The sequence below is a fragment of the Micromonospora sp. NPDC000207 genome, from assembly GCF_040300925.1.
GTDB lineage: Bacteria > Actinomycetota > Actinomycetes > Mycobacteriales > Micromonosporaceae > Micromonospora.
The window spans coordinates 20609-43879 of the sequence record NZ_JBEPEQ010000043.1 but is presented as its reverse complement, the minus strand read 5'-3'; the positions used below and the strand labels follow the sequence as shown (position 1 = coordinate 43879).

The following is a 23271-nucleotide window of genomic DNA, read 5'->3' as shown; positions in this document are numbered from 1 at the left end:
GCCCCAGCGCCGGCTCCGGTGCCGACCCCGTCGCAGGTGTTCCCCCCGCCGCAGCAGCCGCCCACCAGCGGCGGCGCGCAGGACGGGCCGAACGGGTTCCCGGAGAACACGCCGCTGGCGGAGATGACCGACCGGCAGCAAGCGAACTACCACAAGCATCACTCCCGCCGGTGGCAGGCCCGCGCCGAGGAGCGCTCCGACTACGACGACCTCAAGGCGAAGGCTGCGCGGTTGGCGGAACTCGAAGCGCAGAGCATGACCGACACGCAGAAGGCCGTCGCCGACGCCGAGCAGCGGGGGCGCGTCGCCGCTCTCGCCGAGGCCGGGGGCCGCCTGGCCACGTCGGCGCTGCACACCAGTCTCACCCTCACCCAGCGGCTGACCGCAGAGCAGATCGACGCGCTGCTCGCCCCGCTGGACCCGAAAGCGTTCCTCACCGCAGACGGCATGGCCGTGGACACCGGCAAGGTGGCCGCGTACGTGAACGTGGTTGCGGCTCAGCCGGCATCCCCGGCAGCTCCTCCGGCCGCTCCGGCGGTCGTCACGCCCCCCGCCCTCCAGCCCGTCACGGGTCAGGGGCAGGTCGTACCCGACATGGGTCAGGGCACCCGCACCGCACCTAAGGCTGGCGGCCTGGAGGCCGGTCGGCTCATGGCCCAGCAGATGTTCGGCAAGCGAACCGCGTAAGCGGTCGTCTGCGGCCGGCTGGGCTTCGCCACTTTCCCGAAGGGATCACGTCCGATCATGGACATTTCGCTCCGTACGACGGAGTTCCACGTCGAGAACCGTTCGTGGCTTGCCAGCCGCGACGGCACCGACGTCACCAGGGGCATGACTCTGTACCTGCCCGCGTTCACGAAGAACATCCACTACCCGGACGGGTTCATCCCCTCCGGCATCCTCGTCGCCCGGATCACCTCCGGTGAGGGCGCGGACATGTACGGCCCGTACGCCGGTTCGGCGTCGGAGGTGCAGACGGTCACCATCACCGGCGGTCCGACGGGCGGCACGTTCACCCTGACCCTGTCGGGTGAGACCACCTCCGGGATCGCCTACAACGCGACCGCTTCCGCCGTGCGTGACGCGCTCGCGGCGCTGCCGTCGGTGTCCGGCAACGACATCGCCGTGTCCGGTGGCCCCGGACCTGCCACCCCGTTCACGGTGGCGTTCAAGGGCCGGTTCGCCGGCCAGAACGTGGCGCAGATGACCGCTTCGGCGGCGTCCCTCACCGGCGGCACCAGCCCGGCGGTGAACGTGGCCACCACCACCGGTGGCGGCTCGACCAATCTGACCGGCCTGGACGTGCCGGAGGGGTTCCTGTTCAGCAGCAAGGAGGTGGGCACCGCGAACATCGGTGCGCCGCTGCACTGGCGTGGGGCGATCATGGTCAGCCGGCTGCCCGCCGCCAGCGGTTTCGACGACAACGCCCGGCAGGTGCTGGGTGCCAAGTTCCGGTTCGAGAGCTGAGGGAGGGCTGAATCATGATCGTTGACGACTACATCGAGCCCGCCACGCTCACCGGATTCGTGCGGGAGGTTCCCGCCCCGGCGTTTCTCTCCCTGAACCGGTGGCTGCCGGACGTGTACATCGCCGACATCGAAGCGGCGATCACGCAGATGGAGCAGACCAACCGGGTCGCCAAGTTCCGGGCGTTCGACGCCGAGACCGAGGTCGGAGAGCGGGACACGTGGCGCAAGAGTGCCATCCGCATCCCCCCGGTCGGTCTGAAGCTTCCCATCGGGGAAGAGGAGCGGCTGAAGTTGGAGAGGTCTCGCACCGGCGGCAACAACTATGACGCCTACGTGCAGGCCATCTACAACGACGGCGCGAACATCACCCGGTACGTGTACAACCGGCTGGAGATGGCCCGGGGTGACGTGCTCACCGACTGGAAGTTCACCCTCGCCGGTGAGGGCAACCTGAAGCTCGAAGCGGACTTCGGGATGCCGTCCGGGCACAACAAGGCCCCGGGTGTGCTGTGGTCCAACCACGCCAACGCCACCCCGCTGGCGGACCTGGCGGCCTGGACGCAGGACTACGTGGACGCCAACGGGTTCCGGCCCGGGTACATGCAGGCTTCCAGCACTGTCGTGTTCAACATGCTGATGTCGGCCGAGGTGCGGCAGCTGGCCGGGAACATGAACGGTGTGCCGTCGGTGGTCACCGAGGACCAGCTCAACCAGATCCTGCGGGCCCGGCGCCTGCCGGAGCTGGTCGAGTACGACACCCGGCTGTCCGTCGACAACGTGGACACCCGGGTCATCCCCGAGGACAAGGTGCTGCTGCTGCCGCCGGAGTCGGCCCCCCTGGGCCGGACCGTGTGGGGTATCACCGCCGAGGCGCTGGAGCTGACGCAGGGCCAAAACCCGTCGCTGGAGTTCTCCGAACTGCCCGGCCTGGTCGGGGTCGTCATGAAGGAAGGCGACCCGGTCCGCACGTGGACGAAGGTCGGCGCGACCGCCATGCCGCTGCTCGACTGGCCGAAGCGGCTCATGGTCGCGGACGTCCTGTGAGGTGGCGGCGGTGAGCGAGAAGGCACGCCGCCTCGCCACGTACGTGCACGTGGGCGGCAGACGGTACGGCCCGGACGACGACATTCCCGACGAGGTGGCCGAGAAGATCACCAACCCGAACGTGTGGGCGGTCGACGGCGACGAGCCGCCGGCCGGCACCCGGGCCGGTACTCCCGGCGGCGATTCGGGGGTGCGGCTGGCCGCCTACGTGCATGTGGGTGGACGCCGGTACGGCCCGGGTGATGTGGTTCCCGACGAGGTGGCCGCGCAGATCACCAACCCGAAGGCGTGGGAGGGCGGCGAACTGCCCACCTTCGTCAAGGACGGGGCGGACGCGGACGACGACTCCGACCCGCCGGAGGGCGAGGACCACGAGACGGGTGACGAGGGTGACGGCAAGCCGCCCCCGCCGCCCCGTTCCGGCCCCGGGTCGTCCGAGAAAGCCTGGCGGGAGTGGGCTTCCCACTACCCCGAACTGGGTGTCGACGGTGACGCCCGCAGGGACGACATCTGGGACGCCGCCGAGAACGCCGGGCTGATCGACCCGAAGTGAGGGGCATCGACGCCCCCACCAGCCGTACCGGTTGGGGGCGTCGCCTTCCTGTCCTAGTGGAGGAGGACCGTGGCTCTCACAGACGCCACCAAGAACGCGATGCTGGACTTGCTGTCCACGAGGGCCGCGTTCCTGTCGCTGCACACCGCCGACCCCGGTTCCACCGGCATGTCGGAGGCGACCGGCGGATCACCCGCCTACGCCCGCAAGTCGGCCACCTGGTCGTCGGCGTCGGGCGGCAGCAAAGCCCTGTCGTCGGCGGTCACGTTCGATGTGCCTGCCGGGACGTACACGCATGTCGGCTACTGGTCGGCGGGCTCGGGTGGCACGTACAGCGGGTCTCGTGCGTTGACGGCGTCGACCACGTTCGGTGGTCAGGCGCAGTTGACGATCAGTGCGGTGACCGAGTCGCTGACCTGACCGGCGTGGGGGGTGGTCGGCTGTGGCGGTGTTGGTCAACTCGTTCGACGGGGGCGCCGCCGGCACGACGGTCACCACCGGCAACTCGGGTGGGACGTCGGGTGACTCGTTCACGCTGACCCAGTCCGTGTCGGGTGGCATCTGCACGTACAGCAGCACCGGGGCGGCGCACGGGCCGCTGTGCATGCAGGTGACCACCGGCGGGACGGGTGGGGCGGAGCGGCGCGGCTGGTCGGTCAACTCGTCGGATTCGACGTCCACCCAGTGGTTCCGCTTCTATTTTGACCGGGCGTCGGTGACGGGCACGGTGTCGCCGCTGCGGGGCATGAACGTCGGCTCGGGCGGTCAGCGGTTCCGCGTCCAGGTGTCCGCCGCCGGTGTCGTCCAGTTGTTGAACTCGTCCAATACCAGCGTGTGGTCGAGTGCCGCTGTGGCGTCCGGGGTGCAGTGGCGTGTCGAGGTGGCGGCCGGGGGGACTACATCCGCGTCGGCGCGGATCAGCATCTTCGAGGGTGATGCGACGGTCGCCTCCCAGGATTCGGGTGCCCTGTCGGGTGTCAACCTGGGTGGTCCGATCCGTGAGGTGTGGTTCGGGCAGACCAACGCGGCCACGAACGTGGCGGTCCGGTTGGATGAGTGCGGCTGGTCGGACACCGCCCCGCTGGGTCCGGCCGCGACGGTGGCTCCGGCGGAGGTGGTGTGCGGGCCGTGGGCGGGTGCTGTCACCGACGGTGGGTTCACCGTCGGATACGTGCTGTCGGGTGTGGAGTCGGGTGTGGAGTCGGCGCGGCTGGCCGTGTCCGCATCATCGGATCTGTCGACGCCGACCTGGTCGACGGCGGTGGCCCCGGACGGTGACGGGTTCGTGCACCTGCCGGTCTCCGGACTGGCCGCCGACACCGTCTACTACTACGGGCTGGAGGCCGACGGTCTGCTGCTGGCTGACGGCCGTGGTCGGGTCCGAACGGACCCGCCGGCAGGCATGCCGGCGTCGTTCGCGGTGGCGTTCGGGTCCTGCCAGTACGACACCCCCACCACCGGATCGTTCACCGCCGTAGCCGCCCGCTCCGGGCCGCACGGCGGGGCGCGGCGGCTCATCCACATGGGGGACCTCAACTACCGGGACTGGGCGTCGGGCACCACCGCCGGGCAGGTCCGGGCGCAGCATGTGACCTCGCTGGGATCGACGGCAATGGCGCCGATGCTGACGTCGGTGCCGTTGACGTACTGCTGGGACAACCACGACTGGGGTGGCAGCGACTCGGACCGCAACAGTCCGGCCGGGCCGGTGGTGGCGCAGGTGCACCGGCAGGTGTTCCCGTCGTACCTGCTGCCTGCCACGGACGGGCGCGGGGTGTGGCAGTCGTGGGTGATCGGCCGGGTCCGGTTTATCCAACTGGACACACGCTCGCAGCGGGACAACCGGACAGCGGTCAACGGGCCGTCGAAGACGCTGCTGGGGGCGGAGCAGAAGGCGTGGCTGTTCGACCGCCTGACTGATCCGGAGCCGGTGAAGGTGATCTGCTCCAACCAGTATTGGCGGCAGGACGGGGCCAACGGCGACCGGTGGGGTTCGTTCCCGCACGAGTTCGCCGAGGTCAACGACTTCATTGACGCCCACGCGTCGGGGCGCGTGTATGCGATTTTCGGTGACCGGCATGCGTTGTGCGCCGACGACGGCACCTCGGCGGGAACGCGGGGTGTTCCGCAGGCCGGCGGTGCCCCATTCCAGCAGGGTTCGACCGGCTCGTTCGAGACGTGGTCGGCGGGCTACTACGACACCGCCGGTACGACGATGACCGCCTACGGGTGGTTGGACGTCTCCGACACCGGGTCTGCGGTGACGGTCGCGTACAGCGGGTTCACGGCCGACGGGACGCTGCGGGTGTCCCAGTCGACGGTGTTCGTGCTGGAGGATGCCGCCTCGTTGACGGGTGTGACGTCCTCGGCCGGCTCTGTCGGTCATGCAGCCGGCGCAACCTCGGCCGGTGCGGGCACGTCGGCGGGTGTGGTGTCGGTGCGGGCCGGTGCGTTCACCGCAGGATCAACCCCGGCGTCGGCGGCCCTGACTTCGGCAGCCCGAACGCCGGGCACGGCGGCCGTCACCGCCGCCACCGCGTTCGTGGGTGTGGGTGCGGTGGCGGCGGCGGCCGGCGGCGCAGCCGGATCCGGCGCAGCCTCGATCATGGCCCGCACCCGCACGGCCGGAAGCCTCGACTCTTCGGCGGCGGTCGAACACCACGGCAGCAGCGGGCCGCTGAGGGCGGCACCACACCGGGTGCGTGACACCACCCCGGCGGCGACGGTGAGGAGAACCCGATGAGCACGGAGGTCGGCGACGCCATCGAAGTGACGTTCACCAGCCTGCCCGGCGCCACGGTAACCGCCCAGGTGACCTTCCCTTCCGGGGCGGTCGGCCCGCCGCAGCCGGTGGACGAAGACGACGACGGCGAGTACCCGTTCACGTTCCAGCTCACCGAGCCGGGCATGTGGCGGGTCCAGTTCACCGCCACCGGTGCGGTGACCGCCACCGAACCGTTCTGGATCTGGGCGGAGCAGCCCGTTCCGCCGCTGGCCACTGCCGGGCAGGTCGCCGCCGTGTTCCGCCCCCTCAACGCGGAGGAGGAACGGCTGGTGTCGGCGTGGCTGGCGCAGGCGTCACGGCTGCTGCGGCACCGCTTCCCCGACCTCGATGATCGGATCGCCGCCGGCACCCTTCACGCCCGGACCGCCGCCGACGCTGCGGTGTCGATGGTGCTGCGGGTTGCCCGCCGGCCGGGTGCTCTCACCGGTGTGGGCGGCCTGCGGTCGGAGTCAACAGGCCCGTTCCGCCGCGACTACTACGACAGCGCCGCCGACGACACTGACCTGGTGGTCACCGACGTCGAGGTCGCCCTTCTCAACCCGAAGGTCACACGCGCCGGACGCCGGGGTGCCGGCACCATCATGATGCAGCCCGGCATGGCGACCACACCGGTCAGGAGGGGCAGTGTTCAGGTCTGGGGACACTGAAACCGCCGTCCTGGTGCGGCCTCCGCAGCGGGACCGGTGGGGGGATCCGATCCCCGGCAGCGACACCCGCACCCCGATCGGCGGGTGCCTGTTCGCGCCCGGCCCGTCGGCGGAGAACCTGCAAGGCGCCAACCAGACCGAAGCCGACGGCACCCTGTACCTGCCGGCCGGCACACCCCTGCCCAGCCCCGCCGACAAGATCGAGATACGGGGCGACACCTACGAGGTGATCGGCCGTCCCCGCGTGTGGGGCCGGGCTGGTGTGGAGATCGTGCTGCAAATGGTCACCGGCTGAACAGGGGGTGCCCGCATGGTTCAGGTGGTGTTCACCCGGTTCAAGCTGAACAGGTCGGCACGCGGTTTCGCCGGCATCGCCCTGTCCCCGAAGATCCGCGACGCCGTCCACGACGTGGTGGAGAGAACCGCCCGACCGTACGCGGTCGGCATCTCCCCGAGCGCGACAGGAACCTACCGCCGGTCGTGGCAGGTCGACGACGTCATCGTCCCCGGTGCCGAACTGAACCAGAAGTGGCCGTTGACGAGGGTCGGCACCCGTCTGGTCAACAAGGATCCGTCCGCCAAGTTCATTGAAATTGGCGGCGCGGTCCGGGTCGGCGGGCAGGTGAAACCCACCCCGGCGCGGCACGTGCTGGGCCGCACCCTCGACCACCTGGACGCACTGTCCGGGCGGGTACGGGGTGCCATGTGACCGGCCCGCTGTGGGTGTTCCCCGACATGGAGGAAACCCTCGCCGTCCTGTGCGAAGCCCTCGCGGGCGGACCCGAACGCACAGGCACCGAAACACCGGCCGACTTGGATCGGCGGCTGCCGTTCATCCGAGTACAGCGGCGCGGCGGCTACAGCGACACCATCCACGACTACGCCACCGTCGACATCGACTGCTTCCACACCACCTACCGGACCGGGGTGAAACCCCTCGCCGAGCAGGTACGGCAGCACCTGACCACGGTCAAGCATCGGCTCGGACCTGTGGTGATCGACCGCATCGACTGCATTGCCGCCCCCACCGAACAGCCGTGGGCGCCCGGCATCCGCCGGATGCTCGCCACCTACCAGGCCGTGACCCGACGGTACCGGCCCGGCAGCTAAGCCCACCCACCCCTTCCGCCCCGCCTGTCGGGGCTTTTTTCATGCCTCGACCCAGAAAGGGCACACGCATGCCGTACTCCGCTGTGCGGGACAAGCAGAACCAGCTCATCCGCAAGGCCCGCGACCTGTCCGTGTTCATCGCCCCCGAATCGTCGGACCCGATCGAGGACCTGACCACCGGCGCCGGGGCCGACCTGGCGACCCTGCCGACCGGCTACGAAGACCTCGGGTTCACCTCAACCGAAGGTGTGTCCGTCTCCCGGGAGACGGAGTCGTCGCAGGTCCGGTCGTTCGGGTCGACGGAGCCGACCCGTGAGGACGTCACCAACGACACCGTCACCCTGACGGTCACCGCCCAGGAGACGAAGCTCCTGACGATCGGTCTGTTCACGGGCGTCGACATCACCAACCTGCGGGCCGCCGCCGTCACCGGCGAACTGTCCATCGAGAAGCCGAACCTGCCCAACCCGAGGTACTACCGGCTGCTGGCCCTCGCAGTCGACGAATCCAGCTACGGAGAGATCTACCTCGGTCAGTTCATGCCCCGGGCGCGGATCACCGACTTCGGCGAGCAGTCCTACGGCGAGGGAGACGACCCGATCTCGTATCCCCTGACCCTGACGGCCTTCCGAGCGTCCGACCTGGGGTACAGCCATCGATGGATCTTCGGCGGGCCGGGGTGGCTCGCGATGCTCGCCGACATGGGGATCACGCAGGCAACCTCCTGACCGCACGTCACTGACTGGCCGGGGTGGCTCCTTTGGGTGGGCTCGCCACCCCGGCCTACCACCCAGCCCACCCACCCCGTGAGGAGACCCCCTATGGCTGTCGAGCCGATCGCCACGTTCACCCGCAACCACCCCGTGTCGGGGGAGAAGCAGACCCGCCTGGCGTACTCCCCCGACGAGCGGGTGCATCTGCGCGCCGACGGCTGGCTGGAGCAGCCGCGCCGCAAGCAGACCAGCACCGATCAGAACGCAGACGACGCGAGCAGCCGTACGGCGAAGAAGTCCACGGCGTCCGGTAGCACCACGTCCACCAGTTCCTGACCGATTCGAGGAGCCCACCCATGAGCACCGCCAGTACCCGTAAGCCCCGTGCAGCCGCTCCAAGGTCGGCGCCCGCTAAGGCCACGGACACCAAGCCGGCACCCGTCGCCGAGGACGTGGCCCTGAACCTAGACGATCTGGAGCGGGAGGGCGCGGTCAAGCCGTTCACGTTCCTGCATCAGGGCCGGGTGTACACGATCCCGGATCCGCAGGAGATGGACTGGCAGAAGCAGCTGCGGGCGATGGGCGACCCCGTCTACTTCCTTCAGCACTCACTGTCCCCGGAGGACGCGGAGGCGTTCTTCAACGCGGAAATGCCGTCCTGGAAGTTGGATGCGGTTATGTCGGGCTTCCAGAAGCATTTCGGGCTGCCGAGCCTGGGGGAACTCAACGGCTCGCTCACCTGATTTCCAGGTATGGGCGGGCCATCGAACGTGACCTGCTGCGTGTGTATCGCCTCGACCTGGGGGAGGAATGGCGTGCCCGCCGGTGGCGGCGCCTCCTCAACCTGATCGACGGCCTGCCTCGTGACTCGGCGTTTGTCGAGGCGTTGACCTCCGATGACGAGTGGGCTGCCGCTGTGGTGGCGAACCCGCCGGAGGAACGTCCGCCGTCGAGGCGGATGGCCGAGTGGTCGCCGCAGGTGGAGCTGCTGACGAATCTGCTGGATGCGGTTCGGGAGAACACGCGGGTGGCGTTGGCGTCGGCGGGCGGGAAGCCGGGCCAGTTTGCGCCAGCGCCGCGTCCGGTGACCGCGTTGGAGCGGGTTCGCGCCCGCCGACGGGTGTCGAAGCATGAGTCGCTTGTGGCGCGGGTGTTGCCACACGGCGTCCACCGCAGGGCAGAGGCACGGTAGTCGCGGCTGCCGCATCGATCCGGTGTCGAGGGGGTTGGTGTGGCGGTCGCGGCTGCGTACGAGGCAGGCACTGCATGGTTGCAGGTGGTGCCGTCGTTCGACGGTGTTGAGCGGCAGATGAAAAAGCAACTCCAGAAGACGGTCGACAACCTGAACGAGTCCCTGTCGGATGCCATGCCGGACGGGGTGAAGGCGGGTGCTCGGGCAGCGCAGCGGGAGGCCGAGAAGGCGGGCGACAAGGCTGGGGCCGGGTTCGCCGGGCATTTCGCGGCGTCGCTGGACCGGCGCATGCGTGATGCGTTCCGTGCGCTGCCCGATGTGAAGGTCGACGCCGACTCCAGCGACTTCGACAAGGCTGTGGCGAAGGTCCGCGAGGACATTGAGGCGTTGCGGAAGCAGCGTGTCGGGATCGACATTGATGCGCGGACGGCGATCGAGTCGGCTGGCAACATCAGTAAGCGGCTGCGAGGACTGAACGCTCAGGCGCCGGACAACCGTATGCGTGTTGACCTGTCGCAGGCCGCTGATGAGGTTGAGGCGTGGGTGCAGGTAGCCCGTGCCGGCGGCGAGCGGATGGCGGCGGAAGCGAAACGTGCCGCCGACGAGTCGGCACGTATCCACCAGCAGGGCCTGGACGAGAACCTGCGCCGCGAGCGTAAGGCGGTCGAGGAACGGAACCGGCTGCATCAGCACGCCCTGGACGAGGATCTTCGGCGTACCTGGCTGATCGGTCAGGAGCGGGGGCGGATCCACCAGCAGGCGCTGGACGAGGACCTGCGCCGGGACTGGCTGGCTCAGCAGGAGCGCGGCAAGCTGTACGACGAGGCTGTTGCCGAGGACTACAAGCGGGACTTGAAGGCCCGGCAGAACATGGCCCGCCTGTACGAGCAGGCGCTGGCGGAGGACCACGCCCGTACTCGTCGTGCTGCCAAGGAGTCGGCGAAGATCGCCGAGGAAGAGTTCGGGAAGACGTGGGCGGGGCGGATCCAAAGCGAGATCGGTAGGGCGTTCCAAGCCCTCCCGGACGTCGGGTTGCGGCCGGCGCGCACCGCCGCCGAGCAACTGGTCAAGGACATCCGGGGCCGGCTCGAAACGCTGCGTGGGCAGCGCATCGGCATAGATGTGGACGCCGACACAGCGTTGGCTGAGGTGGCGGAGCTGCGCCGTCTGCTGGCGGACCTTGCGCGGAGCCGCGTCAGCGTTGATGTGCAGGCCGATGCGATCGACGCCGCTGCGAAGTTGACGTTGGTTGAGCGGATGGCGGAGCGCCTGTCCGGGCGCAAGGTGGACCTGCGGATCGAGGCGGACGCGTCGGCGCTCGACGACGTGGGTAGAGCGGCGAACTTTTCGCTGTCTCGGCTGGAGTCGTTGACGGCCGTCGGCCTGTCGATGGGGACCATGCTGATCCCTGTCGCGGGTGCGGTGGCGGCGTCGATCGGGTTCATCGGTGCGTCTGCCGTGTCGGCGACGGCCGGTATCGGGGTGATGATCCTCGGGTTCTCCGGTGTCGGCGGTGCGGTGCAGGCGTTGAACAAGCACCAGCAGGACTCGGAGAAGTCGGCGGTGTCGTTGGCTGCCGCCCAGGATCGGGTGGCGTCTGCGCAGGACCGGTTGGTGTCGGCTCAGCGGTCGCTGGCGAACGCTCGGGCGCAGGCCGACGATGGGGCGCAGCGTGCGGCCCGGCAGGTCGCGGATGCGGAGCGCGGTGTGGCTGATGCCCGCCGCGCCGCCGGTCAGGCTGCCCAGCAGGCGGCCCGGCAGGTCGCGGATGCGCAGCGGCAGGTGACTGACGCACGCCGTGAGGCCGCTGAGGCGGTGAAGGCTGCGGTTGTTCGGGTGGCGGACGCGGAGGCCGACTACACGCGGGCTCAGGTGGATGCCCGGGAAGCCCGTGAGGGGTTGACCCGCGCGTACCGGGATGCGGCTCAGGCGTTGGCGGACCTCGATTCGCAGGTGCGCCGTAACGCGTTGGATCAGCGGCAGGCAACCCTGGATGTGGCGGAGGCGAAGCGGGAGCTGGATCGGCTGCTGGCGAACCCTCGGGCGTCGGAGGAGGAGCGGGAGCAGGCGCGTATCACCTACGAGCGTCGCCTCCAGCAGATCGACGACTTGAAGCGCAAGTCCCGGGAGCTTGCTGTCGAGCAGGCCGAGGCGAACAAGAAGGGTGTCGCCGGATCCGCCCAGGTGGTGGCGGCGCAGAAGCGGATCACCGACGCCGACCGGCGGGTGGTGGACGCCCAGAAGGCGTTGACGGCTGCCCGTGAGGCGGTGGTCCGCGCCCAGGTCGACGGTGCCCGTCGGATCTCGGATGCGGAGCGCCGCCTGTCGGATGCCCGGCAGGGCATGGTGCGGGCGCAGGAGGACGGGTCTCGGCGTGTCGCCGACGCGCAGCAGCGGGTGACGGACACGCAGCGGGCTCAGGCGCAGCAGCAGCGTCAGGCCGCGTACTCGATCGCGCAGGCGCAGCAGCAGGTGATCTCGGCGCAGCGGCAACTCCGGCAGGCATACCAGAAGACGGGTGTGGCCGGTGGTGATGCCCTGGATAACCTGAACGAGGCGATGGAGGTGCTGACCCCGACCGGGCAGCGGTTCGCCCGATTCATCTTCGGGTTGAAGGACGAGTTCCTGACGTTGCGGGCTGCCGCGTCGGACAACCTGCTGCCAGGGGTGCAGTCGTCGATCGAGACGCTGTTGCCGTTTCTGCCGCGTCTGCGGTCGTTCATCGGCCGGGTCGCCGGGTCGGTTGGTGGCTTGTTCGAGGAGACGTCCAGGTTCTTGACGGTGGATCCGACGTGGCGTCGGTTCTTCGGCTATGTGGACGGCAGTACGGTTCCGACTTTGGAGCGGCTGTACCGGATCACCCGGAACGCCGCCACTGGTGTCATCGGCCTGTTCTTGGCATTCACCCCGTTCAACGACGATGTGGGTGGCGGTTTGGAGCGGCTGACGGAACGGTTCGCCACCTGGTCGGCGACGTTGGACCAGAACCAGGGCTTCCAGCGGATGCTCGCCTACATTCGGGAGAACGGCCCGATGGTGATGGATCTGCTGGGTGAGATGACCCACTTCGTGGTCCGGTTCGTGCAGGCTGCAGCGCCGGTGGGCACGGTGGTGGTGCATCTGTTCGAGCGGCTGTTCGCCGCGATCAATTCGGTCCCGATGCCTGTGCTCCAGACGCTGGTCGTGGGGTTGGCTGGGGTGGCTGCGGCGATCCTGGCGGTGAACACGGCGACGCGGCTGACGGCGTTGACGGTGGGCACGTGGAAGAAGATGTCCGGCGCGTACGGGTCGGTCACGTCGGCGGCCCGCAGCATGGCCGACGGTGTGGGTGGGGCGATGGACCGGGCGAGGGACCGGTCTGAGCGGTTCGCCCAGTCCATGGACCGGACTCGGCTGGCGGGTCTGCGCATGCGGGGCGGTCTCGCGTCGGTGGGTGCGTTCCTCGGCGGCCCGTGGGGTGTTGCTCTCGCGAGCGCCGCTTTGGCCGCCGGGTACTTCGGTGAGAAGACGGCGGAGCAGAAGGCGCGGGTCGCCGATCTGGCTGAGGCGTTGATGCTCCTCGGCCGGGCTTACAGGGAGACCCGGGACATCACGTCGGCTGTGGTGCAGGACGTGGTGGCCACGTCGCGGGAGTTGCAGCAACTCATCAACGACTCAAAGGCGTACGGCCTGTCGGTGGAGGACATCGCGAGGGCGGCGGCCGGGGAGAAAGCAGCACAACAGGGTGTGCTGGAGGTGTTGCAGCAGCGCCTGGACGTGATGCGGGAGCAGCGGAAGCTGGAGGCGAACAACGTCAAGGACTTCTACTTGTCCTCGGATGAGGAGAAGAACCTGGAGGCGTACATCGCGTCGCTGCGATCGCAGTTCGCGGCGACGGATTCGGCGGCGCGGGCGCAGGAGGCGCTGAACACGGCGCAGCGTAACGCCCCGGCTGCGGCCACCCCGGCGCAGATCGCCCAGCAGAAGGTCGCTGACGCGATGACGGTTCTCGCCGACAAGACGGCGACGGCGGCGGAGAAGGCCAACGCGTTGCGGACCGCGCAGGACGCGCTGGCCGGTTCGGCGAAGTCTCAGATCGAGGCGGAGGAGCAGTACGAGGCTGCCGTCGACAACGTGGCGGCGGCGCTGACGAAGAAGAACAACTCCCTGGATAAGGGGACGGTGGCGGGCCGGGCGAACCGGGACGCGGTGGAAGCTCTGCTGGAGTCTTCGGTGGAGATGTACAACGCCGACGTCGCTGCCGGGGTGAGTGTCGCGGAGGCCACCCGCCGGCATGAGGCGCGGATCGCGGCGTTGCGTGAAGAGACGACGCGGGTGGGGGCCAACAAGACCGAAACCGAACGGTTGATCGATGCGTATGGCAGGGTGCCCACCGATGTGGAGACGCTGCTGAGCATCGTCGGCTATCCGGGCGTTGACAAGCAGTTGAAAGAGCTGGCCATCCAGCAGAAGGCCCTCGACAAGAACATCAGTTTGCAAGAGTCGAGGCGGCTGTACGAGAAGGATGAGCGGCTGGCGAAGCTGGCCACGGGTGGTCCGGTTCGGGGTCCTGGCACGGGCACGTCGGATGACGTGCTGTTGTGGGGGTCGAACGGCGAGTTCATGCAGCCCACCGCCTCGGTGAAGTATTACGGGCAGGGGTTCATGGAGGCGATCCGGCGGCGTCGGATCCCGAAGGAAGCTTTGCCGGGGTTCGCCAAGGGTGGTCTGGTGCAGTGGCCGTTCCCGGTGAACGTGTCGAAGACGAAGATCCCCGACATTGATCCGGTGCCGGCCCGTTCGTCGGGTGGTATCGGCTCGGACGACATGATGCGGATCCTGCGGCGGGTGTTCCCCGGGCTGGCCCTGCATTCGGGTTACCGGCCGGGCTCACGCACAAGCTCGGGGTCCCTGTCGTATCACGGCAGGATCGCCGCCGACGGGGACAAGGGCCGGGCTGTCGACGTGCCTCCGCGTATGGACGTGTTCAACTGGCTGACCCGGAACTACCCGGACAGCCGGGAGATCATTTTCACGCCGGGCGGCGGGCGGCAGGTGTGGAACGGCCGCAAGCATGTCTTCCAGGACCCGTTCGTCCGCCGTACGCACCACGATCACGTCCACTGGGCGTACGACGAGGGCGGCTATCTGCCGCCGGGTGTGTCGACTGTGTTCAACGGGACAGGGAAGCCGGAGCCGGTGTTCACCGACGGCCAGTGGAACGACATCTCCCGGGCGGCCCGCAACAGCCATGCGGAGGCACGCGAGGTGCACCACTGGCATTTCAAGGAAGCGGCGTTGGATCACGGCCGGTTGCAGGCGTGGGCTGACCGGCGGGACGCGATGGCCAGGCCGGGACGCAGACCGTAGGACGGGGGTGGCGGGATGCCGCTTGCAGTTGGTGCCGTCACCCCACCCGCCGACGACTTGGTGGTGGAGCCGTTCCTGTCGGCGCAACCGCAGGTCGGGTCGATCGGGGCGACGTGGACGGACCCGACGGGCAGGGTGTGGGAGTTGACCGGCCCGCACGAGGTGCACGGATGGTTGACCACTCAGCAGGTCGCCGGGTGGGGTGCCGCGCCCCGCACGTTTGTGACGGATCCGCTGGCGCGGGGTGGGGTGACGGTGCGGCACATCCGCGCCGAACCGCGCCGGATCACGTGGCCGTTGCACGTGTACGGGGACACCCATCAGGAGTTCGTTGGCCGGTATCGGTCGCTGATGCGGGCGTTCATGTTGACCGCCCAGATGGGTCGCCCCGGGGTGCTGCGGGTGTCCCGCCCGGACGGCACCGCCAGGGAGATCGAAGCGTTCTGCGAGGACGGCTGGTCGGGCGCGGGCGGAGAGAACTGGGTGTACGCGAACCCGGTGCTCACCCTGATGTGCCCGGACGGGTTTTGGCGTGACACGGAACCGCGTGCGGTGCGCCGCGAGTACCAGTCCGGCGGCAGCCCGTTCCTGAGCCCGTATCTGACGGTGTCACCGGGTCAGGTGCTCGGCGCCACGGAGGTTGTGAACCCGGGGGATGTGGACGGCTGGCCAATCTGGACGATCACTGGCCCATCAACCTTGATCACCGCTGCCAACCACACCACCGGCCAGCAGTTCGGGTTGTCTTACAACCTGCCCGCCGGGGAGGCCATCGTCGTTGACACGTCCACACACCGGCCGACCGTGCGCGGACCTGCCGGGCAGAACCTGGTGGGTGCGTTGAACTGGCCGGGCGCCGACCTGTGGTCGTTCACGGCGGGGGTGAACAGTGTCGAGTTCACCGTTGACGGGTCAGGTGCGGGAACAAGCCTCGAAGTGCTGTTCTTCCCCCGGTACGAAGCGGCGTAGCCGGTGATCACCGTGCTGTTCACCGACCGGCATCTGAACGTGGTCGGTGACCCTGTCACCTGCTGGACGACGGTCAACTGCACTGCCCGGTTCAACGAGGTCGGTTCCGGGCAGATCACCGTCCCCGCCTACCCGTGGATCCGTGAGCAGATCGATCACGGACGGCGGGCCGTGGTGGTGCGTGACGGCGACGTGTTCCTGGCCGGTCCGGTGGAGTCGTACTTGGTTGAGCAGTCCGACGACGGCGAGAACTCGGGTGTCGGGAAGCTGACCGTCGACTTCGCCGATGACCTGTCGAATTGCGCAAACCGGATCACCTTCCCGAATCCGGCGCAAACCCCGGAGGGTCAGACCGTCGACCAGTGGACGTTCGCCGGGAACGGGGAGCAGGCGCTGCGGCAGTTGGTGACCCTGAACGCCGGCCCCGACGCGAGGGCGGAGCGGCAGGTGCCGCAACTGGTGCTCGGTTCAACGGCGGGGGTCGGCGGGACAGTGAGTGTGTCCACCCGGCTGGAACCGTTGACGGACGTGCTTCGGAGGGTGGCACTCGACGCTGGCGGGTTGGGGTTCCGCACCCGGCAGGACGGCACCCAGATCCTGTTCGAGGTGTTCCAGCCTCGTGACCTGACGGGCAGTGTCCGGTTCGGGTTCGGTCTCGGGAACCTTCGATATTTGGGGTATTCGCGGGCTGCGCCGACCGCCACCACCGCCGTCGTGGGAGGTCAGGGCGAAGGGTCGGATCGGTATCTGATCGCCCGCAGCAACACGTCGGCAGAGTCGGCGTGGGGTCGTGTCGAAACACATGTGGCCCGCCCCGGTAGCGATCCGGTGGCCGACTTGCAGGCCGAGGGTGACCGGGAGTTGGCGGAGAAGGGCGAGACGGCGCGGCTGCAAACGTCGGCGTGGGACACCCCCGACCAGCGCTTCGGTGAGCATTACCGGCTCGGCGACAGGGTGTCCGTTCAGGTCGGCCCCGGCGAGCAGGTGTCGGATCTGGTGCGGCTTGTCAGCTTGCAGGCGTGGGACACGGCAGGGGAGTTGGTGTCGGCGATGGTCGGCACCCAGGAGGCGTCGTCGGATCCGGCGTGGGTGCGGCAGATGCGTGGCATCGACCGGCGTGTCGGCTACCTGGAGCGTCGCGCGCTTCCGTCGACCTCAGGGATGTGAGAGGAGCACCGTGGCATCCAACAGCTACCCGCGCCCTGGGTTCAACGACGGTGAGGTCATCGAAGCGCTCTATGAGCGGCTGGTGGCACCGCAGGCACCAGACGGTCTCATCGGGGCGCCCACCGATCAGCCGCTGGTGTACGCCGACGGGGTCGGCACGAGGGCGGTGCGGATCCGAGCCGGGCGTTTCGCTCTGGTGCGCGGATTCCAGTTCGACTCGGGTGACGCCGACATCACGATCACCTTGCCTGCGAACACGTCCGGTGCGAGCCGGGTGGATCTGATTGTGCTGCGGCTGGATCGGTCGACGTGGCGGGTGCAAGAGACGTTCATTCAGGGCACTGCCGGTCAGGGCGCACCGAGCCCGGTGGCGTCTCCGCTGTTCTGGGACCTGCCGGTGGCTGCGGTGACTGTCGCCCACAACGCGGGGACATTGTCGCCGACGACGGTCCAACCGCGCGCTTGGTACATCGGTGATGACGGCCAACTCCGGTGCACCTCGACGACGAGGCCACCTCATCAGTCGGGCCGGCGGATCTGGGAGCACGACACCAACCAAGAGATGCAGTCGACGGGCAGCCGGTGGATTGTCACCGCAGCGAACGTCACCGAGGTCCGCATCGACTCGACGTTGAACAACTTCACGATCACCACCGAGTCGATCGTGCAGCAGCGTGGTGTGGGACCTGGCGGTTCAGTGAAACTGCGGTTCGGGTCGTTCATCCGGTCTGGCGGGTCGTCCCTTCCGTCAAGCGGCGACATTCGGCTACCGGCGACGGTTCCGGCAGCGGCTCGCCACCCTGATCGTGACCAGCGATGCTCCGTCTACCTGCCGGGCGGACGGTCCGGTCAGGTGACCATTTTCTCGGCCGGTGCGGGGACGAAGGCCGGGCAGATCTGGCTCACCAGCCATCCGGGGCTTTCGGTAGGCGACACGATCCTCGGCACCAACGTGGGATGGGACATCCCGTAAGCGGCTCCCGGCTCGCTGGCTTCGGCAATCAACTACCAGAACGCGATGTGGGGAGTGGACTTGCGATACCTGTATGGCGGTGGAATCGCCGACTGGGCGCTACGAACCCTGACGGTGGCGGAGGTCCCGGATGTGGTGCAGGCAGTCGGCGGGGCGGTGATCACCTGCTGGGCGTCTGAGGCGGGATCGGACCCGTCCGATCAGTACACCGATCTGGTGACTCTGACAGGGGATCCGGTCGCGGAGCTGGCCACCTCGATGGGGGAGGACGGGCGGGCGCGGGGTGTGATCCCCCCGTTTCGGGGGCCGGATGGTGTACGGCTGATGTGGCTGTCGGCCGACGGTGGACCACGTCAGCTGGTGGAGGGCGTCGACGAATCTGCGGGTGACGGCACGTCAACGAGCAGTCTGAGTGTGACGGGCGACGCCGTCGTCGGCGGTGACATGCAGGTCGCCGGATCGCTGACGGTGTCGGGGCCAATCGACTTGGACGACAGCCGCTACACCCGGTTCTCCAGGACGGTGGTGGTGGCCCCGGCGGTGACTGGGCTGTGGCCTGTATGGCGCGCTGCGAGAACGTGCCGGGTGACAGGTGTGCATGCGATCCGGTCGGGTGGCACGGGGGCGACGGTCGCGGCGGTGGTGAACGGCACGCCGGTCCTCGGCGTGAACCTGTCGGTGCCGCTGGCGGACGTGTGGACGTCGGACGCCCCTGCGTCGCCGGTGGCAGTGGTGGAGGGGGACTCGGTGCAGGTGCAGGTGGTGTCCCTGGCCGGTACGCCGACCGTCGTGACGATCCAGCTCGATTTCGAGGTGGGCTGATGCCGCCAGTGATGGTCGCGTCAGATGATGCGCCGTTCGCGCCGGTTGAGCCGGCACGCGGGCTGACCGTGGACGAGGTGTCGATGCCCGGCCGGGTGCGGGTGACGGCCGACAACGGGCGTGCGGCGACGTTCACGCCGGGCGCGAAGACTGTGGCGGTGACCGGCCCGACGCGGACGTTCACCGAGGCGAAACGCGTCGGTCCTGGTACGGCGGACACGTTCGATCGGACCCGGACCTCCCGGTGGGGAATGTCTCCGTACTACGGGGCGTGGTCGACGCCGGTCGGCGGCAATGATGCCGACTACACGGTTAGCGGCGGCGCAGCCCGAGTGCTGGTCAACACGGCCAATGTGTCTCGCTACACCAGCTTGCGGGATCACGACGTGGTGGACTACGACGCCCGCATCTCGGTGGCCACCTCCACGATGCCAGCCGGTGCTGGTAACTCGTTCGCCTTGACCGGCAACTACACGGACACCAGCAACCACTACCGGTACCGGGTTACGTTCAATACCAACGGCACCGTGCAGCTTGCGATCGACCGGGTGGTGGCCGGCACCTCGACCGTGGTGGCCGCCAGCGTGCAGGTGGGCACCGGGTATGTGGCCGGGCAGGTGTGGTGGATTCGCGCGCAGAGCATCGGCGGGGAGGTGCGCTGCCGGGCGTGGGCGGACGGCAGCGCTGAGCCGGGCACGTGGCAGCGGACGTTCACGGACACGTCGCCGCTCGGTGCCGGCCGGATCGGCATCCGGGCTTTCACCAGCACTGGAGCTATCAACAATCCAGTTTTCATCGTCGGCGAACTGGAGATCACGTCCGGCCGGTGGGCGAACCCTCCGGTGGTCACCCACAACCAGTGGGTGCGGCTGCTCCCGGCTCCGTTCGCCACCTGGACGTTGGAGACCGAGCAGTGGCTACGGGGCGCGCTCACCGACACGACCCCGGACATGCTGGCGCGGGCGATGTCGTACGTGACTGGGCAGCCCTTCGTCTTCGATGCCCGCTTCGGCTCCGGGCGCAGGGTGCTGGGGCAGGCTGACTACGGGCCGACCCTGGACAGCGGCAGCCGTGAAGAGGGCTCCGACTGGAACGACTACATCCGCACCATGGGCCGGTATCCGCACCTCGCCGTGCCCACCGAGGACATCAACGAAATCCGCCAGCAGGACTGCCTGGACTGCTCGGGCTACCTGCGGATGGTGTTCGGCTACTGGGGTGGCATCCCGATGAGCCTGAACGACCCGGCCGACTTGAACGGCCTGAACCTGCCGCGCCGCAGCGTGCAGATCGGCCCCTCCGGTCCGGGGGTGCTCGTGGCTGCTGGCAGCACGGAGCCGCCGCCGCTGGACGACATCCAGGTCGGCGACGTCGTCGCTTTCAACGCTGACGCGGCCGACGATGTGGCTGGTGATGAGTCGGGGGACATCGAGCAGACCGACGACCACGTCGGCATCTACCTCGGCCAAGACAGCAGCAACAACTACTTGTTCCTGTCGAGCCGCAAGACCGTCAACGGGCCGACGTTCAGCGCCCTCGGTGGGAACTCGTTCCTCAACGGCACCGGCACGTGGGCTGTGAGCCTGCGCCACATCCGCCGCATCTGACGCGGCACTGATCTCGGGGAGTTTCTTGTGCCTCTATCGGTAGGCGGGTCGCTGGCCGCCCGCATCGAGTTCGACCGTGGCCTGTGGTCACCCGACGAGCCGATCACCTGGCGGGTGGTCGTGGACGGGGTGCCCCAGGCACGGCAGGTGACGGTGGTCGGGTCGGTGACCGTTGGCCCGGCAGTAGTACAGGTGGCCGGGGACACGACGGTCGCGGGGCGTCAGGTGGAGTACGGGCCGATGCTGCTGGACGGCTACGAGGTGACGCAGGACGCCACCGACCCGTCCCGGTACTCGGCTGCACCGGTGGGGGTGTGGTCGTGATCGAGGGTGTATGTCACGGCGGCCCGCTCGACGGGCAGACCGTGATCAGTCGGGGTGACGCGGGTCTGCTGGTGGCGGACAAGCCGTCGCTGCGGGCGTGGGTCTACGACTGGCGTGACGGCGGCTTCCACCTGCGGGACGGCGGGCGGGACCTGGACATGGGCCGCGCCGTCGAGGCGGCGATGGCGGAGGGCTGGGACGTCATGGCCCTGCCCGAGTCGGAGGAGGTGCACGGTGGCGGCGCGTAACCCCAACCCGACCAACATCAGCAACGCGCTGTGGGCGGTGTGGACTGGCTTCGGCGCGGCCGAACCGACGGCCCTGCTCGGGGGGATCCTGGCCAACAAGCCCGGCTATCACAACCGGCGCAACGCGGTGAAGACCACGGACTACTCGTCCGGCCGGGACGTGGTGGCGGACAAGCAGGGGTCGGGTGAGCTGTCGGCGGGTCTGGACCTGACCATGTCCACCGCCGCGATGATCAAGCACACGAGGCGGCTCGACGTGGCCGCTCGTGCCCGTGACTCGCGCCTGTACACCGCGCGCGGGCCAATCATCCGCGAGTTCATCGGAACGCTCGACGGACGGGTCGTGTACTGCTACGTCCTGACCGGCGGCAAGGCGCTCGGTGTCGGCGCGGATGCCGGCCCGGACCCGGGCCGTGACAAGTCGCACCTGTGGCATCTGCACATCAGCATCATCCGGGCGTTCGCGGCCGACGCCGCCGCCCTGGACGGGCTGCTGTCGGTGCTGCTGGGCGAGCCCCTGGCTGCCTACCAGAAGCGCACCCAGCCTGCGCCCACCCCTGCCCCGAAGCCGACCCCCGTGAAGGAGGACGACATGCCCACCGCAGCCGATGTAGCGAAGTACCTGATGGAGCAGTACCGGACCCCGGACGGGCGGACCCTCGCCGGGTCGCTGGACGCCCTGCTGCGCCCGAGAGGCGACAACGCGCTCGGCCGGCAGGTCACCCGGTCGGACTCCGTGCCAGCGGCTCGACCGCCTTGGCAGAACGGCGACTACGGCGACCCGGCCAAGCCCGACGAGGGCAACAAGGAATGGACCGTCGGCTACACGTTGCAAACGATCACCGAGCGGGGTCGAGCAAACGGAGTGCAGATCTCCGAGATCCTGGCGATGGTGGCGCAGATCGCTGGCCGTGACCCGGTCGACGAGCCGGCGATCATCAGTGGTGTGCTCTCCGGGCTGACGCCGGAGAAGATCGCGGCGGCCATCCCCACCGACATGGCCCGGCAGGTCGCCGACGAACTCGGACGCCGCTTCAACACCAGCCCATCGCAGACGCAGGGCTAACCACACCAACATTCAATGGGGGACGGCAGATGCTGATCCGCTGGGCCGCCACATTGGCCACCGAGGCGGCAGCCGACACACCCAACGTGCTCGGGGCGATCCTCCAATGGGGGGTGCCAGGTGTGGTGTTGTTGCTGATCCTCATGGGTTGGCTGGTCCCGAAGGGGGCATACGAGCAGATGCGAACCGACAGGGACACGTGGCGTCAGTCGTACGAGAAGGAGCGCGACGCCCACCAGGCCACCCGTGACGCGTTCATCGACGCATCGAGGTCGGCGAACGCGGCGGTGGAAACTGCCCGCACGGCTACGGGGCTGCTCGACAAGCTCGGGCACCCGACAGTGCCAGGGGGGCACGTGTCATGAGGTGGTGGCGGCGCATGCGGACGACTCTGTGGCCGTTCGGCTGGGGGCGCCAGCCATCACTTGATGCGCGTGAGGCGGTTGCCTCCGCTGACCGGTCGGCGTCCAGGGCTGAGCGGGACCGTGAGGCCGCTGCTAGGCGTCGGGCGGAGGCAGAGCGGCTGACCGAACAGATTCGGGCGCACAACACTGCCAACCGGTACGACGACTGGTTGAGGCGGGTAGTAGGGGGGCAGTGATGGTGGCGGGGGGCAATGTGCTCGGCTATCAGGTGGCGGTGCTGGTGCTGCTGATCATCGGGTTGGTGGCGGCGCTGGCGTTCTTGTCGCAGCATCGACCGAAGCAATGGCGGAGGCTGGCAGCATGGGACGCCTCCGGGTGGGTGCTGTTGGTGGCTCTGATTTTCGTGCGGCAGATCGGCTTGCTGGTCTCGCGGTGGCCTGGCCCCTCTTCGGTGGGTGTATGGGATGCCGTGTTCGGCCTGGGGCTGCTGGTGCTGATTGATGTGCTGCTGTTGGTGCGGCTGGCGTCGTATCGGTCGTTTGTGGAACAGGACCGGCGCAGCGCCAGCGGCTAGGTGGCTGGGTGGTCGGTGACACGCCACTGGCCGCGTTCTTGGCCTGCCTTGTAGATGCGGTCGAGCAGTGTGCGTGCTTCGGTTTCGGTGTCGAGGTGGGTGCTCATGCTGGGCGCGGTGGCCGGGTCGGCTACGTGGACGTCCCAGCCGGCACCGTCGGCGTGTTCCTCCAAGCGAACGTGCGCGATGGGCGCGAAGTCGTCGTCGGGGGCATACAGCCACCCGGATTCTCGAACCTGCGGCTGACCTGGCATGACGCCACGGTAGTGCAGGTTTCCTTGCATTTCCCCGGCC

General features: G+C 68.7%; 26 protein-coding genes. 25 read left to right on the top strand and 1 reads right to left on the bottom strand.

Annotation, left to right across the window (positions count from 1 at the left end; genetic code table 11):
* The 25 genes from ABT336_RS13365 to ABT336_RS13245 form a co-directional block, all read left to right on the top strand.
* Window positions 1-687, top strand: a 687-nt coding sequence (locus ABT336_RS13365) for a hypothetical protein (protein ID WP_350896823.1), incomplete at its 5' end; no start/stop codon positions are given.
* A 57-nt stretch (window positions 688-744) separates the two neighbouring features.
* Complete coding sequence (locus ABT336_RS13360; protein WP_350896822.1) at window positions 745-1467, top strand: hypothetical protein; 723 nt, start codon at window positions 745-747, stop codon at window positions 1465-1467.
* A 14-nt stretch (window positions 1468-1481) separates the two neighbouring features.
* Window positions 1482-2513 (top strand): major capsid protein, encoded by a 1032-nt coding sequence (locus ABT336_RS13355; protein ID WP_350896820.1) that lies wholly within the window; start codon window positions 1482-1484, stop codon window positions 2511-2513.
* A 10-nt stretch (window positions 2514-2523) separates the two neighbouring features.
* Window positions 2524-3066: a hypothetical protein gene (locus tag ABT336_RS13350; protein WP_350896819.1), complete on the top strand. Its 543-nt coding sequence runs from the start codon at window positions 2524-2526 to the stop codon at window positions 3064-3066.
* A gap of 69 nt (window positions 3067-3135) precedes the next feature.
* Window positions 3136-3486, top strand: a complete 351-nt coding sequence (locus ABT336_RS13345) for a phage tail fiber protein (protein WP_350896818.1) — start codon at window positions 3136-3138, stop codon at window positions 3484-3486.
* Between the two features lie 22 nt (window positions 3487-3508).
* Entirely contained in the window at window positions 3509-5809 is a 2301-nt protein-coding gene (locus ABT336_RS13340) for an alkaline phosphatase D family protein (protein WP_350896817.1), read from the top strand.
* Entirely contained in the window at window positions 5806-6498 is a 693-nt protein-coding gene (locus ABT336_RS13335; RefSeq protein WP_350896816.1) for a hypothetical protein, read from the top strand. Before ABT336_RS13340 ends, ABT336_RS13335 begins: the two co-directional genes overlap by 4 nt.
* A 13-nt stretch (window positions 6499-6511) precedes the next feature.
* Window positions 6512-6793: a hypothetical protein gene (locus ABT336_RS13330; protein ID WP_350896815.1), complete on the top strand. Its 282-nt coding sequence runs from the start codon at window positions 6512-6514 to the stop codon at window positions 6791-6793.
* Window positions 6794-6808: 15 nt separating this feature from the next.
* Window positions 6809-7207, top strand: a complete 399-nt coding sequence (locus ABT336_RS13325; protein ID WP_350896814.1) for a hypothetical protein — start codon at window positions 6809-6811, stop codon at window positions 7205-7207.
* 104 nt (window positions 7208-7311) lie between these two features.
* Window positions 7312-7608 carry a hypothetical protein gene (locus tag ABT336_RS13320; protein ID WP_350896813.1) on the top strand — a complete coding sequence of 99 codons (297 nt, stop codon included), beginning with the start codon at window positions 7312-7314 and terminating at the stop codon, window positions 7606-7608.
* 68 nt (window positions 7609-7676) lie between these two features.
* The gene (locus ABT336_RS13315) at window positions 7677-8336 is read left to right on the top strand and encodes a phage tail tube protein (RefSeq protein WP_350896812.1); all 660 of its coding nucleotides are present in this window, start codon (window positions 7677-7679) and stop codon (window positions 8334-8336) included.
* 93 nt (window positions 8337-8429) lie between these two features.
* The gene (locus ABT336_RS13310) at window positions 8430-8657 is read left to right on the top strand and encodes a hypothetical protein (protein ID WP_350896811.1); all 228 of its coding nucleotides are present in this window, start codon (window positions 8430-8432) and stop codon (window positions 8655-8657) included.
* A 20-nt stretch (window positions 8658-8677) separates the two neighbouring features.
* On the top strand, window positions 8678-9064 hold the full coding sequence (locus ABT336_RS13305) for a hypothetical protein (protein WP_350896810.1): 387 nt from the start codon (window positions 8678-8680) through the stop codon (window positions 9062-9064).
* Window positions 9065-9105: 41 nt separating this feature from the next.
* Window positions 9106-9513 (top strand): hypothetical protein, encoded by a 408-nt coding sequence (locus ABT336_RS13300; protein ID WP_350896809.1) that lies wholly within the window; start codon window positions 9106-9108, stop codon window positions 9511-9513.
* 39 nt (window positions 9514-9552) lie between these two features.
* On the top strand, window positions 9553-14862 hold the full coding sequence (locus ABT336_RS13295; protein ID WP_350896808.1) for a hypothetical protein: 5310 nt from the start codon (window positions 9553-9555) through the stop codon (window positions 14860-14862).
* 174 nt (window positions 14863-15036) lie between these two features.
* Window positions 15037-15831, top strand: a complete 795-nt coding sequence (locus tag ABT336_RS13290) for a phage tail family protein (RefSeq protein ID WP_350896807.1) — start codon at window positions 15037-15039, stop codon at window positions 15829-15831.
* 3 nt (window positions 15832-15834) lie between these two features.
* On the top strand, window positions 15835-16998 hold the full coding sequence (locus tag ABT336_RS13285; RefSeq protein WP_350896806.1) for a siphovirus ReqiPepy6 Gp37-like family protein: 1164 nt from the start codon (window positions 15835-15837) through the stop codon (window positions 16996-16998).
* A 10-nt stretch (window positions 16999-17008) separates the two neighbouring features.
* Window positions 17009-17971 (top strand): hypothetical protein, encoded by a 963-nt coding sequence (locus tag ABT336_RS13280; protein ID WP_350896805.1) that lies wholly within the window; start codon window positions 17009-17011, stop codon window positions 17969-17971.
* A 60-nt stretch (window positions 17972-18031) separates the two neighbouring features.
* Window positions 18032-18793 carry a hypothetical protein gene (locus tag ABT336_RS13275; protein WP_350896804.1) on the top strand — a complete coding sequence of 254 codons (762 nt, stop codon included), beginning with the start codon at window positions 18032-18034 and terminating at the stop codon, window positions 18791-18793.
* Window positions 18793-20400, top strand: a complete 1608-nt coding sequence (locus ABT336_RS13270) for a C40 family peptidase (RefSeq protein ID WP_350896803.1) — start codon at window positions 18793-18795, stop codon at window positions 20398-20400. The genes ABT336_RS13275 and ABT336_RS13270 overlap by 1 nt, the downstream gene beginning before the upstream one ends.
* A gap of 27 nt (window positions 20401-20427) precedes the next feature.
* Window positions 20428-20724 carry a hypothetical protein gene (locus ABT336_RS13265; RefSeq protein ID WP_350896802.1) on the top strand — a complete coding sequence of 99 codons (297 nt, stop codon included), beginning with the start codon at window positions 20428-20430 and terminating at the stop codon, window positions 20722-20724.
* Entirely contained in the window at window positions 20721-20972 is a 252-nt protein-coding gene (locus ABT336_RS13260) for a hypothetical protein (protein WP_350896801.1), read from the top strand. Before ABT336_RS13265 ends, ABT336_RS13260 begins: the two co-directional genes overlap by 4 nt.
* Window positions 20959-22038 carry a hypothetical protein gene (locus ABT336_RS13255; RefSeq protein ID WP_350896800.1) on the top strand — a complete coding sequence of 360 codons (1080 nt, stop codon included), beginning with the start codon at window positions 20959-20961 and terminating at the stop codon, window positions 22036-22038. The genes ABT336_RS13260 and ABT336_RS13255 overlap by 14 nt, the downstream gene beginning before the upstream one ends.
* 29 nt (window positions 22039-22067) lie before the next feature.
* Window positions 22068-22403 carry a hypothetical protein gene (locus tag ABT336_RS13250; RefSeq protein WP_350896799.1) on the top strand — a complete coding sequence of 112 codons (336 nt, stop codon included), beginning with the start codon at window positions 22068-22070 and terminating at the stop codon, window positions 22401-22403.
* 235 nt (window positions 22404-22638) lie between these two features.
* Window positions 22639-22977, top strand: coding sequence for a hypothetical protein (locus tag ABT336_RS13245; protein ID WP_350896798.1), 339 nt, complete (start codon window positions 22639-22641; stop codon window positions 22975-22977).
* Here ABT336_RS13245 and ABT336_RS13240 read toward each other — a convergent pair.
* Window positions 22974-23231 carry a hypothetical protein gene (locus tag ABT336_RS13240; RefSeq protein WP_350896797.1) on the bottom strand — a complete coding sequence of 86 codons (258 nt, stop codon included), beginning with the start codon at window positions 23229-23231 and terminating at the stop codon, window positions 22974-22976. The two genes, ABT336_RS13245 and ABT336_RS13240, sit on opposite strands and share 4 nt — an antisense overlap.
* Window positions 23232-23271 lie beyond the last annotated feature (40 nt).